The sequence below is a fragment of the uncultured Gemella sp. genome (genome assembly GCF_963515875.1).
Classification (GTDB): domain Bacteria; phylum Bacillota; class Bacilli; order Staphylococcales; family Gemellaceae; genus Gemella.
The window spans coordinates 1-17,436 of sequence record NZ_CAUPZX010000039.1 but is presented as its reverse complement, the minus strand read 5'-3'; the positions used below and the strand labels follow the sequence as shown (position 1 = coordinate 17,436).

Genomic DNA, 17,436 nt, shown 5'->3' with positions numbered 1-17,436 from the left:
GATTACGCATTTTAATTATGTCTAGATTATTTGTTTCTGAATATAAAAATAATATCAAACTTAAAGAAAATAAGAAAAAATCTAAGCAGCAAAATGCTGCCTAGATTTCTTGAGTGATTTTTTCCCGTGCCCCGAACTTGACAAAGAGCCTTTAAAATAAGGCTTCGCCTTTTTTATCATTCTCTTTTGGCTCATCCAAGCGATAGCGCGGAAGGACTTCTACATATTTTTATTTTTAAGGATTTTTTTCGCTATTTTTTATTTGTAATTTAGGACATTTTCCCTTTTGCTTGACACCTCTCTATAATTCGACTTTCTAATATCAATACAAATTTTATCTATACCATCTCTTCCTAGACATAATTATTATAAATTAATCTACAATGTATCATTAAATGCTAATTTTACTACCACCAAATAAATGTCTTTTTACATAATTCCACATAGACTCTTTTCCCACTTTTACATTTGCAGCACCTACCATTCCGTATGCAAGTTTTTCATCCCCTCTTAGCACATCTACTTTTACTTCATAGACAGTAATATTTTGTTCTTTATTAGAATCCTTAACTTGTGTTGTAAAAGTAGTTGGTAATTCTGAAATCTCTTGAATTCTTCCTTTAACAATACTTTTATCCTCATTATCAAACTGAATAGTAATTTGTTTATCTTTTTTCATACTTTTAATGTCCTTCGGTTGAATATATAAGATAACTTTATTACTACTATCTTCTTGTAGGATACTTACTAGTGGTTGCGATAATTCTACCCCGTTTCCTTTTGTTAAATTTTTTTCTAATCTTATTTTTCCTTTATGAACAGCCTTTATTTCTAAATCATTCATTAACTCTTTATTACCTTTAACCTCACTAGTTTTCGCCTTTAATGCGTCATCTACTTCAGTAAGTTTTGAACTTATACTACTTAATGTAGTAGTTTTTAAATTTTCTACTTTTGCATTTCCCTGAGTAGCTATATCACTTGCCGCTGCATTGATTTCACTATTTCTTTTATTGATATTTTTGTAGGCTACATCTATTGTTTTTTGTAATTTTGATAAATCGCTTTGCCCTTGCGATATTTGTTCTTTTAATCTCAATTTTGTCTGAGAATCTTGCTCATTATTATATAATTCGATAATCTTATTTATTTTTTCAACTAACACTTCTTTTTCCACTTCTAAATTATCCACCACCGAAGTATCGTTCTTTCCTCTCAGTGCCGAATTCGCTTGAACATTATTTTCTGTTTGAAGTGTATTTATACTTTGAATATAATTATTATACTCATCAATATAACTTACCGGATCATCTGAATTTAGTTTATTTACCCCACTACTAATACTATCATGTAATCTTTGTAGTTGTTGTTTTTTCTTCTCTAAATTCTCTTTAGTCTCGTTAATTAATTTTGAATTTACTTCTTTTTCTATATTTTTAAGTTTTAATATTTTTTCACCTTCTTCAACTATGTCTCCATCTTTCTTATAAACTTCTTCTATTTCTGCTTTTGACGTAGCTTTTAAAGTTATAATATCTTTAGAAGGTTCTACACTTGCATTAGCATCTACACTAATATCAACCTTAAAAAATGTTATAAATAGTACTAATATAACTAATACTCCTACTAATATCATAAGAAGTTTCTTTATAAATACTGGTGGCTTTTTATTTAGGAGAACATTACTATCTTCTAATTGCTTTAAACTATATAATTTTTTTATTCCATTTTTATTTACCATAGTAGTTTCTCCTATATCATTTGATTCTTCCATAGTTCATAGTACTCACCTTCATTACAAATTAATTCTTCATGTTTACCTGTTTCTACAATTTTTTTATCTTTTAATACAAATATTTGATCAGCATGTTTTATTGTACTTAACCTATGGGCTATCATTATTATTGTTGGCTTTTCATCTTTAAATCCTGTTTCAAAATCTATTGTTTTTAATCTTTTTATAATCTTTTGTTCTGTGATAGAATCTAATGCACTAGTTGCCTCATCTAAAATTAAAATACTAGGTTTTTTCAGTAACGCTTTCGCAATAGAAAGGCGTTGCAATTGACCCCCACTTAAATTTTTCCCATTTTCTTCTAATACAGTTTCATACTTCTGAGGTAGGTTCTCAATAAACTCATGTATTTCCGCATATTCACAAGCTTTTACCACATCTTCCATGCTATCCACAAAATCAATACCGTATAAAAGATTCTCTAGTATAGTTCCACTGAAAAAGAAGGTATCTTGTGTAACATATGATATTCGAGATCGTAAATACTCATCTTTTATTGCTTCTATTCTATGACTATCTATTTTTATCTCTCCTTCATCTGGTTGATAAAATCTCACCAATAATTTCGCAAGTGTAGATTTCCCACTACCACTTTCTCCTACAAAGGCAATGTGTTGTCCTGGATAAAATTTTATATTTATATTTTCCAAAACATTTCCACGATTTCCATATCCAAAACTAACATCTTTCATTTCAGAATGAACACAATATAGTGGATAATGCGGCACTGTACATTGATAACTATTAGTCCCAGTTTGCGCTTCACTTTCACTCTTGAGTTCTAATATTTCTCCTAATCTTTTTGTAGCTATAGTAGCTGACTGTATTTTAGGTTGTAATTCTATGAATCGCTCTATCGGTCCTAAAAAATATATTACTAAGGCATTAAATGTTAGTAAATCTCCTAACGTCATTTCTCCTCTTATAACATAAGTCGAACCTATCCATAGAATAAATAAACTTACTGCTAAATCTAAGAAACCTTTTATAGAACTTTGAGCATTCGTGTACATACCAAGTTTAAATATTTTCTTCATTAGTTTTATAAAATAACTTTCTGCTTTAACAAAGATTTCATCTTCTGCTTGATATGCACGTATTGTTTGAATACCACTTATCGATTCAACTAAATATGAATTTAACTTCGCATTAGACTCCATTTGTTCTTCGTTATATCTGTTATATGGTTTAGAAAAAGCATAAGCTAAAGATATGTATATCGGAATAGTCAGTAACGTTATTAAAAATAAAGTAGAATTTTGAATATACAATATTATACTTCCTACTATTATCATTACTATATCTATTAGAGATGTTACTGCCGCCGATGCTATCGCATCTCTTATTTTACTCGCATCCATAAAACGAGATAAAACCTCTCCTACTTTTCTTGTTTCAAAGAAATTCATAGGTAGACTTAGCACATGTTTATAATAACCCAACATCAAGCTAATGTCTGTACGCATTCCAAAATACAATATCAAATGACTTCTAGCAAATGTTAAAACATTTTGTAATACATACATAAATAGTATCCCAAGTGATATAGTATGTAAACTGGTTAAAAGTTGATTTGGTACTATATCATCAACCAAAAATTTAAAATAAAACGTTCCTAAAAAACCAAATAGGTTTAAAAATAAAGACGCTATAAATATGGCGATAATAAGATTCTTATTCGGTTTCAGCACACTCCACATCATCGGTAGGAATTTTATGCTTTCATCACCTTTTTTAAAGTATTTATTCTTTTCTATTAATACCAATACCCCTGTCCAATATTGACAAAATTCCTCTATTTTTTCTGTTCTACGTCCTTTAGCAGGATCCACAACAGTAACTATATTATTTCTCACTTCTTCTATTATAACAAAATGAGCAAATCCGTCTTTTGTTATTACATGTGCTATTGATGGAGTAGGTATTTCGTTTAAAGCCGAAGGATCTTCGGCACGAACACCCCGAGCATTAAATCCTAGCTTCTCAGCTATTTTCATAAGCCCTGCAATGTTCGTACCCTGAAGATCTGTCCCACCGTACTCACGTAGTCTTGTTACAGATACGCTATAACCATAATAATTAGAAATCATAGCCATACAAACTGGTCCACAATCTTTTGGATCTGTTTGTTTTATAAATTTAATTCTTTTTCTCATAGAAAATCTCCTGAAAATCTATCTACTATTACTTGCTATGTTTAATAACAATTCCGTAATTCAAATAATCAAATCCAAATTCCTCTACAAACCTTTCCCAAAAACCTCCTCCATTTATTGTTTCTACTTCTATGTTTGTTAATTTTAAAAGCTTACTATTCTTTTTTTGTTTAATATTATTTTTTTCTTTTCTCATGATAATTCTCCTTATCTTGCACTCGATGTTTTAGGTAAAACCTTTACTTTATTCACTTCAACATTATTTTTGCTAATCTGAATTTTTTCTATACGTTCATTTGTAGTTATTAATTCTTTATTAGTTTCGATAACATTATTTTCTTTTCTACTAATATTAGACTCTTGCATTGTTCTCTTCTCTATACTCTCAGTATCTTCCTTAAAAAATCTATCATATAATCCCTTAGCTGTTATTCCAATTCCTGCCCAACCATTTACTACTTTACCTTCTTTTACATATAATACAGCGGGTACTCCAGGAATTTTTAATTTTGAAAGAAAAACTTTAGCATCTTTATCTAAATCTGCACTTTCTATATCATAATAATTTAGCTTATTTCCATATAAAATATTAAATTCCCTCAATACCGAAGAAAATTTTCTACAATGCGGGCAAGTTTTTTTCCCGAGATATAGTACAAATGTCTCTTTATTTTCAAATTTAGAGTAAATCTCTTTCATATTTAACTTATTAAATCTATCCACATTTTGAAGATATTCATCTTCTGTAACTTCCTTTTCTTCTATCTTATTGTTAACCACTGTATCATTTGCATGAATAGTTGTAGTATTAGAAAATATAGTTGATACAACCATAATTGACATTAGTATTTTATTCATTTTTATCACCTCGTATATATAATTATAAATATTTCTTCAACAAACTTCTGTTTGTCAAATTGTACTGGTTATATTTATTATACAAGGTATTGTTCACTAAAAATCAAATTTTACACAAAACATCATTTTTCATACCTGAAATATAACACAAAACTCATTGATAAATTTACTGTAAAATGTTAGAATTATTCATATAAATAATTTTGTAGATCAATTCTTATAAGAAAAAATTAAAAATCAAGGAACTAAAATATGCATAATTCACTTATCTATAATTTAAATATTTTACTGACATTTGTGACACTAATTGTATCTATTGTCTATTGTATTAATATTTTCTTGTCACATACCTTTAAAAAATGGGAACTTCTAATACTATTGCTATCGTCTTCATTAGTTTTTATTATTTCCATTGGTATATTTAACTTTGTACCCATAGCATTGCTTATCATCCCGTTTTTCTTTTATCTTTTCAAGAAAAACATACAATATTTAGTTATAAAATTTACTTTTTTAGTTCTATATTTAATTATTTTGGCACAAAGTTCAAAAATTATTTTATCTCTATTTTCAGCAGTAATAATAAAAATAGAATATAATTACTCTATTTTATTACAGAATATTTTATTTTTGTTCTTGTTATTCCTTATTACAAAAAGAATCAATATTATATTAAATAATGTTGTAAAGAATATTATTCCTTCTGAAAAATATAAATATATACTTTACTTTTGTGCATTATGCACATTGACTACTTATTACATTTTCCTTATGTACTCAATCTTTAAAGGGTCTTCTTATATACACCTCTTATCTGTAATAACAGGGCTAATATTCATTTTATTATGCACATATATTACAGTAAGTGTATTAAAAAATATAAAATTAGAAACTAATAATAAAATAGAATCTGCAAAACTAGAACAACAAAAGAAGTATATTTTAGCCTTAGAGAAAAACAATAATGAAATTAGGAAATTCAAACACGATTTCAATAATATCATTTTGGGATTAGATGGCTACATCAACAACGATGACTTTAATAAAGAAAAACTGAAAAAATACTTCAATAGCACTATTATGACCTTCAACAATAATATAGAACTCAACGATATCGTTATAGCCAAACTAAACTCAATAAAAGTAAGTTCACTTAAAAGTTTAATTACAAATAAAGTATTAATAGCGCAAAATAATAACATTGATATTGATATTAATATTCAAGGTGAGATAACTGACTTCTATACAGATGAAATGCAACTAAGCAGAATTTTAGGCGTTCTGTTAGACAACGCTATAGAAGCATCCCTTGAACTTACTGAAAATAAAAAAATCGAGATGAATATTATTCAAATCAATAAAACTACTGATATTCAAATATCTAATACTTTTAATAACACTGGAACACCTTTAGAAGATTTCAACAAAGAAGGATTCTCTACAAAAGGAACTAATAGAGGACTAGGTCTAAGTTCCGCTCATGAAATTGCAAATAAATTAAATATGCTGTTGAATACTGAAATAGATGGAAATACTTTTATACAAATATTAACTATCGAAGGAGGAATGTATGAAAATCTTAATATGTGAAGATAACAAAATAATGCTCGATATTATACATAAAACTGTCGCAAACTACACTATGATTCATGATTGGGATAGGGTTACTATATTCCCAACTAATAATGCAACAGAAACATTAGAGATTATTAATAACGAAAAGATAGATTTCTTTTTTCTTGATATAGATCTTGGAAATAATGAAACCAACGGTATTGAGTTAGGTAGAAAAATTCGTGATATAGATCCTTTTGCTAAACTTATCTACATCACATCTCATAATAACATGCAAAACATTATCCTACAAAAAATGATTTCACCTTTTGCATATATTTTAAAAAACAAGGACAGTTTAGAAAAAGAAATCCGCTCCGTTTTAGAAGCTGTTTATAGTCAATATAAAAAAGAAATAATCACAAATCCTAACACTAACAAAATACCTATAAAAATAGGTACAAGACAATTGTTTTTCCATATAGATGACATACTGTACTTCGAAACTTTCGGAAATCATAAAATATCAATCGTATTAAAAGATAACAAAAACTACTCATTCTATGGAAAACTATCAGAAATAGCACAACTTAATAAAAAACTTATATATTGTCATAAATCATATATTATGAACATAGACAACATATTAGAAATAGAGAAAGATAAAATAGTGTTTACAAATGATATTGTATTACTATTATCAGAAAATGCAATACGAAAAATCAAAAAAACTATTAAAGAAAACTCCAATAATTAAAATAAAACATGGCGACTTCATAATGATACAAATTATGCCGGCACCATGTTTTTTAGTTTTATTTAGTTAACATTTTATATTCAATAATATTCTTTGTAGCAATAATAGCCAACACACCTAAACTTAGCATAAATAATTTAAAATTGGCTTCTGCAAAATTTTGATTAGTATATGCAAAAAGTAATATTACTACTAATGTACTTGTATTTCCTATCACTTTTGATTTTACACGATGTGTAGCAGGAAGTTTCCTAACCAAAGCAAACACCTGAACAAATACTGTCATCACAAATATTGCCAGTAACGTAAGAATAATACCTGGATTAACCTCTGTAAAACCGAATGTTAGGACGTATATAAGTATAAAAAATACCACGAATCTTAAAGCTAATTCTATAATAGTTTTAAACATAATTTCTCCTCCAACTTCAAATCTACTATGTAGCTATCTATCTCTAAGGTAATTAATTTACCTAATTCTGTAATTGGATCGACAAACTATAAAGTAAATATTAATATTTAATTATTTTTTCGAAATTTCTATAAAACTTGTACTCAACGTTGTTTACATTCTTATTATATCAAAGATTTCTTAGTTTAGTTCATTTATTACCTAAAATGATATTTTCTATACCTAAAACTGATTTTTTATTGATTATCTATTTTAATAATGATAAAATTTTAGTTATAATTACAAAAAGGAGAAAAAACATGGAAAATCATTATGTACTTTTAGGTGAACGTATTATTAAAATACTATTATTATCAATTCCTATATTATACATATTAAAAAACCAATTTTCTCTAAAATTTAACAACAAATCATATATACTGTTCATTGCTATGTTTTCTTCAATCTATCTAGTATCTATCTTTAGCCTAGGATACTTTATTATGGTATTGACTGCGATACCGATTACGTTTGCATTTATATACAACAAGATACGTGTACGTATTTTCAATATTTTAATAATCATTTTATATATCACAGTTTTAATAAAAATCTCTGAGATAGTAACAGGACTTTTATACATATTTATACATATTAAACCAGAGTTTATTAACTTCATAGATTTACTTATATACTGTATATTAGCTGTAATTACCACCAAAAGAGTGAAAATAAATCTAGATATAATTTTTACAAAAGAATATAGAAAAATACATATATTCCTGCTATCAACAATAATATTTATACTTATATTCTATAATTACTTAAGTATATATTCTCTATTAGGAAAAGATAATATTGCGTTATATTATATGACTGTTATAACAATTTCAGTATTTTTTCTATTATTTTCTTCAATCACATATAATCTTGTAAAAAATACTAAAATTATATCAGAAGTCAAAAGCGAAAATCAGAAACTCGAACAACAGAAAAAGTACATTTTAGACTTAGAGAAAAACAATAATGAAATCAGGAAATTCAAACACGATTTCAATAATATCATTTTAGGATTAGATGGTTATATCAACAACGATGACTTCGATAAAGAAAAACTAAAAAAATACTTTAACAGTACTATTATGAACTACAATAATAATATAGAACTTAATGATATCGTTATAGCCAAACTGAATTCGATAAAAGTAAGTTCACTTAAAAGTCTAATTACAAACAAAGTATTAGTGGCACAAAATAATAACATTGATATTGATATCAATATTGAAGGTGAGATAATCGACTTCTATACAGATGAAATGCAACTAAGTAGAATTTTAGGGATTCTGTTAGACAACGCTATAGAAGCAGCCCTTGAAGTTACTGACGATAAAAAAATCGAGATGAATATTATTCAAATTGATAAAACTACCGATATCCAAATATCTAATACCTTTAACAACATCGGAACACCTATAACAGATTTTAACAAAAAAGGATTCTCAACAAAAGGAACTAATAGAGGACTAGGTCTAAGTTCCGCTCATGAAATTGCAAATAAACTAAATATGCTGTTAAATACTGAAATAGATGGGAATTCTTTTATACAAAACTTATCTATAGAAGGAAATTATTAACACTACATTAGCTAAAAATAAAGATAGATGAGCCCTAGAAATTATAGCTATAATTTCTAGGGCTCAATTCCTAATACGGTCCTACTCCCAAATCTCTATTGGCTTCTCTAGCTCCTTCTATAAAGCTATGTACGTTATCTATAAATCCTGGAATACTAAAAATCCATTTCCATCCCCCTGAAATTTCAAATAATTCACTATTTTCTAACTTTTTCATTCTCAATTCCTCCTTTTTTTATTCTATATATAGTTAGCCCAATATACAATAAGAAACAAACTACCTTTACTAAATACCATACTTTATCAAATTCTATAGGATACAATCCAGTAATAAGAAATACTATAAGAAATATTTCTGATTTTTTTAATTCATTCATATTCCACCTCTATGGCCATCCAAAACCATTGTCTTCTCTTGCTTGTTCAGCATTAGCACGTCCAGTCGTAACAGCCCAATATTGTACTTTATAGCCTAAGCAGCCCCAAAATCCACTACAGCCTCCTGAAGTGTTTTCAAGGTCGTCGCTATTTAATGTTACATAAAATTTTTTCATGTTATATCTACCTCTTTCTTTTTACTTTTTTATAATCGGTACCATTTACATTTATCATTCTACCATGTTTTTTCATGTTTTTATAATTTATTACTTGAAAGGCTAATTTTCTTACCTAAACAACACAAAACCTCCCACTATTGCATATGAAACGTTTTCTATGATATAATTAACAACATATTGTATTATAAATATACTATCAAATACAAGTACATCACATTTACTCAAAAATTATCTAAATAAGGATGACTGTATGAAAATCTTAATATGTGAAGATAACAAAATAATGCTCGATATTATACATAAAACTATCGCAAACTACACTATGATTCATGATTGGAATAACGTTACTATATTCCCAACTAATTCTGCTACAGAAACATTAGAAATCATTAATAACGAAAAGATAGATTTCTTTTTCCTTGATATAGATCTTGGAAATAATGAAATCAATGGCATTGAGCTAGGTAGAAAAATTCGTGATATAGATCCTTTCGCTAAGCTTATCTACATTACATCTCATGACAATATGCAAAACATTATACTACAAAAAATGATTTCACCTTTTGCATATATCTTAAAAAATAAGGACAGTTTAGAAAAAGAAATACGCTCCATTTTAGAAGCTGTTTATAGTCAATATAAAAAAGAAATAATCACAAATCCTAACACTAACAAAATACCTATAAAAATAGGTACAAGACAATTGTTTTTCCATATAGATGACATACTGTACTTCGAAACTTTCGGAAATCATAAAATATCAATCGTATTAAAAGATAACAAAAACTACTCATTCTATGGAAAACTATCAGAAATAGCACAACTTAATAAAAAACTTATATATTGTCATAAATCATATATTATGAACATAGACAACATATTAGAAATAGAGAAAGATAAAATAGTGTTTACAAATGATATTGTATTACTATTATCAGAAAATGCAATACGAAAAATCAAAAAAACTATTAAAGAAAACCCCAATAATTAAGCTATATAATTAATTAGAAATACATTGAAAATCTAACTTCTAATTCAGTATACAAAAAAACTCGAAAATTCCAATCTTAATTAAGTTGGTTTTCTCGAGTTTTTCTTAATGTGTTTTTATTTTATTCATTAACTTTCCTAATTATTAGTCCAATAAAATACTTCCACTAGGACAGCTACTATAAACAAAGATGTCAGCACACCCAGGACTATGGCGTGCTGTCTTTTTTCTTATAGAATAAATAGCAGATAGATTATTATTCTGTTCTCAACGCTTCTACTGGATTTTTCTTAGCAGCTATTCTCGATGGAATAATACTTGCGATAAGCGTTAGTACTAAACTAAGAGCTATTAACCCTATTGAGGCTTGAGCATTTAGTGACGCAGTGAAGCTCTCCACTTCTAATCCCTTAGCAACAGCTCTACTAATAGGAATAGATAGAAGCATAGTCACCACTACACCTACAGTTCCTGAAATAAATCCGATTAATCCTGCTTCTGCGATAAAGATTCTTGTAATATCTTTTTTGCGAGCACCGATTGCACGAAGAATACCAATTTCCTTCGTTCTTTCTACTACAGATACATACGTTAGTATCCCTATCATAATAGATGATACAATTAATGAAATTCCCGCAAATGCCGATAGGATTAACGAAATTGTATTAATCATCTGTGACATAATTGTTGTCATCTGCTTCGCCATATCCGCATATGTAATACTATATTTATGATAATCTGAGCTGTCTGATCCATATTTGTCAGCCACTTTTTTATTAAAATTATTAATAACCTCAGCTATTTTATCACGATCATTGAAAGATTTTGGATAAAGCATAATTGCGCTTGGTGTAGATTTTCCACCTATTGTCGCAAGAATCTGATCTGCCATATCCATATCAATCTTCTGACGCGTCGCCACATTTACAGTTTTATCCTTTTCTTGAGCAACTACAATATCAGATTTAGCCTCTTTTTCCAACATCTTATTTTGTAATAATTTTGTATATCCGATTGTCATCTGAGGTCTAGTAAAACTATCTTTAGCTTTTAATATAGCCACTACTTTAACCTTCGTTCCCGAATCATACATCTTAGTATCAACATCACGTGGAACAAAACCATCACCGATTTTTCTATAATAGTTATTATTATCTATAACACTAAATTCTTTTCCAATAATATCTTCATACTTAACTTTTGAATTTTCATCAAAACCTAATGCTTTCAACGTAGCTTTGTCGATTTCGTTATTTTTCGCAGTAAATAATACAACTTCATTTTCACTAGGATATTCAAAATTATCTTTAGATGATTTTACCACTTCATATTGATTCATAATCATATTCTTATCTTCTGGCAATACTCCAAAAATACCATCACCTAATGCATCTTGATCTTGTTTTACAGCAATTACATCACCTTTTGCATTTTTAGTCAATGCCTGTATTGTATATCCTTGAGTAAATTCAATCGCAGAATAATAATCCTTTGCATTATTTTGAATATAGTTTATAAATGTTTCTCCATTTCCTAATGCGTCCACCGAATACAAGTTTCTATGTATATCACGGCTAGACTTCGGTACTAATTCTGAGCCATTAGAGTCTTTTTCTGAATTATCATCATCAACACTAAGTCCAAAGTTTACCTGATTTGCACTAATCATAATCGGCATAGATGATAAGTTTTCGTTTTGCATCGTTTGAATATATTTATCCATTCCCGATGAAATAGACAATACTAGACCTATACTAATAATCCCTATACTGCTAGCAGCAACCGTCATAAATGTACGAAATTTCTTCGTAAGTAGGTTCTTAAAACTTGATTTAATCGCACTACCAAATGCCATCGCAGTTTTCTTCAAAGAAAAACCATTGTCAGTAATTTCATTAATTACGTATGGATTTGTATCTTCTTGAATCTCTCCATCTTTAACCCTTACTATTCTATCACTATATTTTTTCGCTATTTCTGGATTATGCGTTACCATTATAACTAACTTCGTCTTACTTATCTCTTTTATAAGTTCCATAATTTGAACACTAGTCTTACTGTCTAACGCTCCTGTAGGCTCATCAGCAAGAATAATCTTTGGATCAGTTACTAATGCACGGGCAATCGCCACCCTTTGCATCTGACCTCCAGAAAGTTGATTAGGTTTTTTATACAGATGCTCCGCTAAGCCAACATCTTCTAATACTTTCTTAGCCTTTTCATGATTTTCCGAATTAGAATGACCTGAGATAGACAAAGCTAATTTTACATTCTCAATAACACTTAAATGAGATATTAAGTTATAACTTTGAAATACAAAACCTATAGTCCCATTTCTATAACTATCCCAATCTCTATCTTTAAACTCTTTAGTAGAACGCCCCATAAGAGCCATATCCCCAGATGTGTATTTATCTAAACCACCTATAATGTTTAATAGCGTCGTTTTCCCACTTCCACTTGCCCCTAAAATCGATACAAATTCATTTTCTCTAAAATGAATATTTACAGATTTTAGTACTGCTACTTCACTACCACCAGTATTGTACTTCTTAACTATATTTTTAAGTTCTAACACTCTATGTCCTCCTAATTTAATTTTATTGAAACCAATAATTAGTTTACATAAATTATTTTCATAGTTTCAATTATACCATAAACTTCTAATCGATAAAAGTAATACCCTAAATGATTAAATCTAAAATTAATCTTAAGTTAATCTTCAAAATAAATTCCAGTTCAAAGAAAAGAACTGGAATTTAACCTAAGAATAATTTTTAGCTGTAATCTACTTTAAAAGTTTAAAATAGAATAAGTTACTAACCTTTATACTTTTTAACCAAATAAAAAGGTAAAACCGCAGAGGCAATTGCAAAAATAACTATTAAAACTAATGCTACTATAGAACTAAAGAATCCACTAATAAATATAGCAACTCCACTAAAAGTCATATGCAATGCGTAAGCTCTAATCACTTTTTGCTCATTGACACCTTTTTCTAAACCAAAAAGATTAAAATTGTATTTTCCCCAAAATTCTTTTTTAGGCAGATAGTTACCAAGTATAATAAATACTATTCCGATAACAAACACTGTTAATTGTGGTACATTAAAATTATTATCTAAAGCATATGCTACTATGCCACCTTGAACTAGAACACTTATCAAAGGTATAATTCCCTTAATTATTAGCGCCCCTTTTTTCGGAGTTTTATCAAAATCAACTACTAGCGAAATTATTCCCTGAACTATCGCTAAGAATATAGGAACACCAATAATCGCATAAGTTTTACTCACAAAATTATCCGGTTCTCCTTTAGCATTGAAATGTACGGCTATTTGTTCAGGTAATACATTATAATAGTACATCCCCATTAATATCGGTAACAAGCATATTGCAATTCCTAAAAACAAACTCTTTTTATCTACTCTCATCATCTTTTCCTCCTAAACCATAAATCCACACCAGTACTTCTTCAAATACGCTGGCATTTAATTCGTAATAAATAAAGTTTTTATGCCTAGTTTCTAATATCAAACCCGCTTTTTTTAGCTGAGTTAAATGATAGGAGACAGTAGCTCCTGTTAAATGAAATTCCGAAGCTAGTTCTCCAGCACTTTTCTTCTCTTCTTTCAACATTTCTAGTATATTTCTTCTTACTGGATCAGATATTGCCTTTAAAGTTTCACTCATCCCATGTATATCACTCCTTCATATAACAAACTGCAATTCTATTTAGATATCTTTCTAAATAGATTATAACTCCACCTTATATTAAAGTCAAGAACTATTTAGAAAAATTTCTAAATAGTTCTTGATAGTTATATAGGACACTATCCCAACTGTACTATTAAATAAAAAATTTTTATAATCGTAATTTTAATTAATATAAATAATATTTAATAATTAAAAATTTCAATTATCACTTAATTCAAACAAATATGCATTTAATTTATGCTTTCATTATATATTTCATAATAAACACATCTATATAGGTATCCATATAGGATTCTGTTTATTAAATATATTTTCTGTATTATTATTTATCTCCCTATTGACACAATCTATTTTTCTGTTAAAATAAGAATTGTAAACGCTATCTTTTATGTGTTATTACTTTTTATACCGTTATGTTTTAACTGAAAATTAGATACAATTAATACTTATTTATTTCTTTTTCTCAATCTAATATTCAGTTAAAATATAAAAAAATTAAAAGGAGATCCTATTATGAAATTAGCACTATTTAACTTGAGAGAAGATGAAAGACCATTTATTGATGCATGGCTAAAAGAACATCCAGAGGTAGAGGTTGATCTACATGAAGGCGAACTTCAAGCAGAAACAAAACACCTATTAGATGGAAAACAAGGAGCTGTAATGTTCCAAAATAGACCATTTGCAAAAGAAGTTTATGATTACGCTAAAGAGCAAGGTGTAAAAGTTATCGCAAACAGAATGGCTGGATTCGATATTTACGATATAAAATATATGCGTGAATTAGGAATTAGTATGACAAACGTTCCAAGATATTCACCTAATGCAATTGCTGAGCATGTCGTAACAACTGTATTATATATAAGTAGAAATATTAGAAAAATTTTAAATAACGTTGAAAAACATGATTTTACATGGAATAAAAATATAATTTCTCGAGAGCTTAGAACACTTACTGTTGGAGTTTTAGGTACAGGAAATATCGGTAGACAAGCTGCAACTTTATTCAAAGGATTAGGGTGTAAAGTTATAGGTTATGATTTGTACCCTTCTGATGCTGCTCGTGAGGTATTAGATTATGTTGATAGCATCGATGAATTATTAGCTCAATCTGATGTTGTTACAATCCATGTCCCTGCTACTAAAGAATATACTCATATGGTAAATGATGAGTTCTTTAGCAAAATGAAGGACGGTTCTATCTTCGCTAATGCCGCTCGTGGTGTTCTTGTGGATACAAAAGCTGTTATCCGCGCTTTAGATAGTGGTAAGCTATTAGGGGCTAGCCTTGATGTATATGAGCACGAAGGAAATTATGTACCAAAAGATTTCTCAAATAAAGATTTCAATGATTCTCTAATGCAAGAGTTGATCGATAGAGACGATATTGTTTATACTCCACACACTGCTTTCTATACAGAAACAGCAGTAAAAAACCTTGTAGAAGGTGCACTTAATGCTGCAGTTGATGTAATAACTACTGGAGATTCTCCTAATATTGTTAATAGATAATTCAGATATAATTGGAGTATGACGAGAAGATATTATTCACACTATATTCTACATTAATAATCCACTAACAATAACTTATTTAAAGATACTATTTTAACAATTAAATACAACACTACATATGTTATGGGGATGATTCGACAAAATCTTGTTTCTTGGAAATCACGATTTTTGAGTCACTCCCATAATTTTTTATAATTTTTAATTTTGCAAATGACACTATTTGTTAGTTTGCATAATCGAAACATTTTAAATCATCGGTAATTTCACAATGTTTTTATTTGTATATACATGATTAAGTATGTAAAAATATTTTTAATGAGAATTATTTTCCTGTTATATTTCAATTGACAACAGTCTATATTTTGATAAAATAAAGGTGTAAACAGTTAGTAAGATAATTTTATCATTAAAATATTTTAGTATAATTAATATTATTTTTTATCTCTTTCCAATTATACTATTTGTTGCATCTTGATATTAATTACTACTAAAATATATAATCCTGAAAATACATTATTAAGTATTTTCAAATAATATGATAATTACTATATGGGTCAATAAGTAAAGGGGATATATCTATATACCTCATACAATCCTTTGGATTGTTCTTAGAACTGTGGAAGTTATTTAACTTTCATTTAATCGACTATACTATATATAGTCATAAATTTCCTTTCGGTTGTTAAAAATTTTTTAACAATAAACTTTTAATTTAATTTCAGGTTTTTACCTGATTACTACAAAATAACTATTTATCCTAAATTTTTATTTTGTGTTCATATAACGAAAAACAGTCCTTTAAGGGCTGTTTTTTGTTTTAATATATTTCCTGTAAAAATTCTTACATCTCAAAGAGATGCAGATATAACAGGCATTCACTAACATTATTATTAATAAAAAAAGGAGTAATTCGGCAAAATCAATTTTGCCGAATTACTCCATAAAGCTTATTAGATAGCAGTAGACCTCTACATCTACACGTTTTCATAAACTTTTTTAATCTAGGACTTTGAATTCTGTCCTTTTTATTTTATTTTCTTATTAATCAATTACAGAAACTTTTAAGAAGTTAGTTGATCCCACATTACTTCTTGAAGTGTTAACTGGAATTCCACCAGTAATTACGATAGCATCACCTTTTTTAGCATATCCTGAAGTTTCTGCGATAGTTTTAGCTGTTTCTAACATCTCGTCAGTTGATTTAACTTGATTAGAGATTTGAGCATCTACTCCCCATACTAAACTTAATCCACGAGCAACTTTTTCACTCGGTGTTACAGCTAAAATAGCTGCATTTGGACGGTATTTAGAAATTAATCTTGCAGTTTGTCCTGATTCAGTGTATGTTACAATTGTGTGTAAATCTAAGTTTAAAGCTGTATATCCTACAGATACTCCGATTGCATTCGTAATATCTTTAGAAACGATTTTTTTAGAACGTGCTTTTAAGATACGAGAATAATCTTGCATTTCTTCAGTACGTTTAGCAATTGTAGCCATTGTACGAACTGATT

17 protein-coding genes are annotated in these 17,436 nt (G+C 28.3%); 5 read left to right on the top strand and 12 right to left on the bottom strand.

Features of this window, described 5'->3' with window-relative positions; genetic code table 11:
• Positions 1-391: 391 nt before the first annotated feature.
• Genes RWL85_RS06925 through RWL85_RS06910 form a run of 4 tightly spaced genes read right to left on the bottom strand, consistent with a single transcriptional unit; the run spans position 392 to position 4,809 of the window.
• Entirely contained in the window at positions 392-1,741 is a 1,350-nt protein-coding gene (locus RWL85_RS06925; protein WP_314086442.1) for an HlyD family efflux transporter periplasmic adaptor subunit, read from the bottom strand.
• 11 nt (positions 1,742-1,752) lie between these two features.
• On the bottom strand, positions 1,753-3,951 hold the full coding sequence (locus RWL85_RS06920; RefSeq protein ID WP_314086441.1) for a peptidase domain-containing ABC transporter: 2,199 nt from the start codon (positions 3,949-3,951) through the stop codon (positions 1,753-1,755).
• A gap of 28 nt (positions 3,952-3,979) precedes the next feature.
• Positions 3,980-4,147 (bottom strand): hypothetical protein, encoded by a 168-nt coding sequence (locus RWL85_RS06915; protein WP_314086439.1) that lies wholly within the window; start codon positions 4,145-4,147, stop codon positions 3,980-3,982.
• A gap of 11 nt (positions 4,148-4,158) precedes the next feature.
• Positions 4,159-4,809, bottom strand: coding sequence for a hypothetical protein (locus RWL85_RS06910; RefSeq protein WP_314086437.1), 651 nt, complete (start codon positions 4,807-4,809; stop codon positions 4,159-4,161).
• A gap of 771 nt (positions 4,810-5,580) precedes the next feature.
• Here RWL85_RS06910 and RWL85_RS06905 point away from each other — a divergent pair.
• Entirely contained in the window at positions 5,581-6,399 is an 819-nt protein-coding gene (locus RWL85_RS06905) for a GHKL domain-containing protein (protein WP_314086435.1), read from the top strand.
• Positions 6,380-7,120, top strand: a complete 741-nt coding sequence (locus RWL85_RS06900; RefSeq protein WP_314086433.1) for a LytTR family DNA-binding domain-containing protein — start codon at positions 6,380-6,382, stop codon at positions 7,118-7,120. The genes RWL85_RS06905 and RWL85_RS06900 overlap by 20 nt, the downstream gene beginning before the upstream one ends.
• Positions 7,121-7,178: 58 nt before the next feature.
• Here RWL85_RS06900 and RWL85_RS06895 read toward each other — a convergent pair whose 3' ends face one another.
• Positions 7,179-7,532 (bottom strand): hypothetical protein, encoded by a 354-nt coding sequence (locus RWL85_RS06895; protein WP_314086430.1) that lies wholly within the window; start codon positions 7,530-7,532, stop codon positions 7,179-7,181.
• An 851-nt stretch (positions 7,533-8,383) separates the two neighbouring features.
• On the opposite strand from RWL85_RS06895, the gene RWL85_RS06890 reads away from it, so the two are divergent.
• Positions 8,384-9,145, top strand: coding sequence for a GHKL domain-containing protein (locus RWL85_RS06890; protein ID WP_314086429.1), 762 nt, complete (start codon positions 8,384-8,386; stop codon positions 9,143-9,145).
• A gap of 70 nt (positions 9,146-9,215) precedes the next feature.
• On the opposite strand, the gene RWL85_RS06885 is transcribed toward RWL85_RS06890, so the two are convergent.
• From RWL85_RS06885 to RWL85_RS06875, 3 genes are read right to left on the bottom strand one after another with little or no spacing between them, the layout of a single operon-like run.
• A complete protein-coding gene (locus RWL85_RS06885; RefSeq protein ID WP_314086427.1) occupies positions 9,216-9,362 on the bottom strand; it encodes a hypothetical protein in 147 nt (48 codons plus the stop codon).
• A complete protein-coding gene (locus tag RWL85_RS06880) occupies positions 9,343-9,522 on the bottom strand; it encodes a hypothetical protein (RefSeq protein WP_314086425.1) in 180 nt (59 codons plus the stop codon). Before RWL85_RS06880 ends, RWL85_RS06885 begins: the two co-directional genes overlap by 20 nt.
• Before the next feature lie 9 nt (positions 9,523-9,531).
• Positions 9,532-9,699, bottom strand: a complete 168-nt coding sequence (locus tag RWL85_RS06875) for a hypothetical protein (protein ID WP_314086422.1) — start codon at positions 9,697-9,699, stop codon at positions 9,532-9,534.
• A 253-nt stretch (positions 9,700-9,952) separates the two neighbouring features.
• Here RWL85_RS06875 and RWL85_RS06870 point away from each other — a divergent pair, with 253 nt between their 5' ends.
• Positions 9,953-10,693: a LytTR family DNA-binding domain-containing protein gene (locus RWL85_RS06870; RefSeq protein WP_314086419.1), complete on the top strand. Its 741-nt coding sequence runs from the start codon at positions 9,953-9,955 to the stop codon at positions 10,691-10,693.
• A 256-nt stretch (positions 10,694-10,949) separates the two neighbouring features.
• Here RWL85_RS06870 and RWL85_RS06865 read toward each other — a convergent pair whose 3' ends face one another.
• The 3 genes from RWL85_RS06865 to RWL85_RS06855 form a co-directional block, all read right to left on the bottom strand.
• Positions 10,950-13,271 (bottom strand): ATP-binding cassette domain-containing protein, encoded by a 2,322-nt coding sequence (locus RWL85_RS06865; protein ID WP_314086416.1) that lies wholly within the window; start codon positions 13,269-13,271, stop codon positions 10,950-10,952.
• Between the two features lie 241 nt (positions 13,272-13,512).
• Positions 13,513-14,127, bottom strand: coding sequence for a DUF1648 domain-containing protein (locus RWL85_RS06860; RefSeq protein WP_314086414.1), 615 nt, complete (start codon positions 14,125-14,127; stop codon positions 13,513-13,515).
• The gene (locus tag RWL85_RS06855) at positions 14,114-14,386 is read right to left on the bottom strand and encodes an autorepressor SdpR family transcription factor (protein ID WP_003144186.1); all 273 of its coding nucleotides are present in this window, start codon (positions 14,384-14,386) and stop codon (positions 14,114-14,116) included. Before RWL85_RS06855 ends, RWL85_RS06860 begins: the two co-directional genes overlap by 14 nt.
• Before the next feature lie 537 nt (positions 14,387-14,923).
• On the opposite strand from RWL85_RS06855, the gene RWL85_RS06850 reads away from it, so the two are divergent.
• Positions 14,924-15,922, top strand: coding sequence for a D-2-hydroxyacid dehydrogenase (locus RWL85_RS06850; RefSeq protein ID WP_314086412.1), 999 nt, complete (start codon positions 14,924-14,926; stop codon positions 15,920-15,922).
• 1,041 nt (positions 15,923-16,963) lie between these two features.
• Here RWL85_RS06850 and RWL85_RS06845 read toward each other — a convergent pair.
• Positions 16,964-17,436: pyruvate kinase alpha/beta domain-containing protein (locus tag RWL85_RS06845; RefSeq protein ID WP_314086410.1), on the bottom strand; the 473-nt coding region annotated here is incomplete at its 5' end.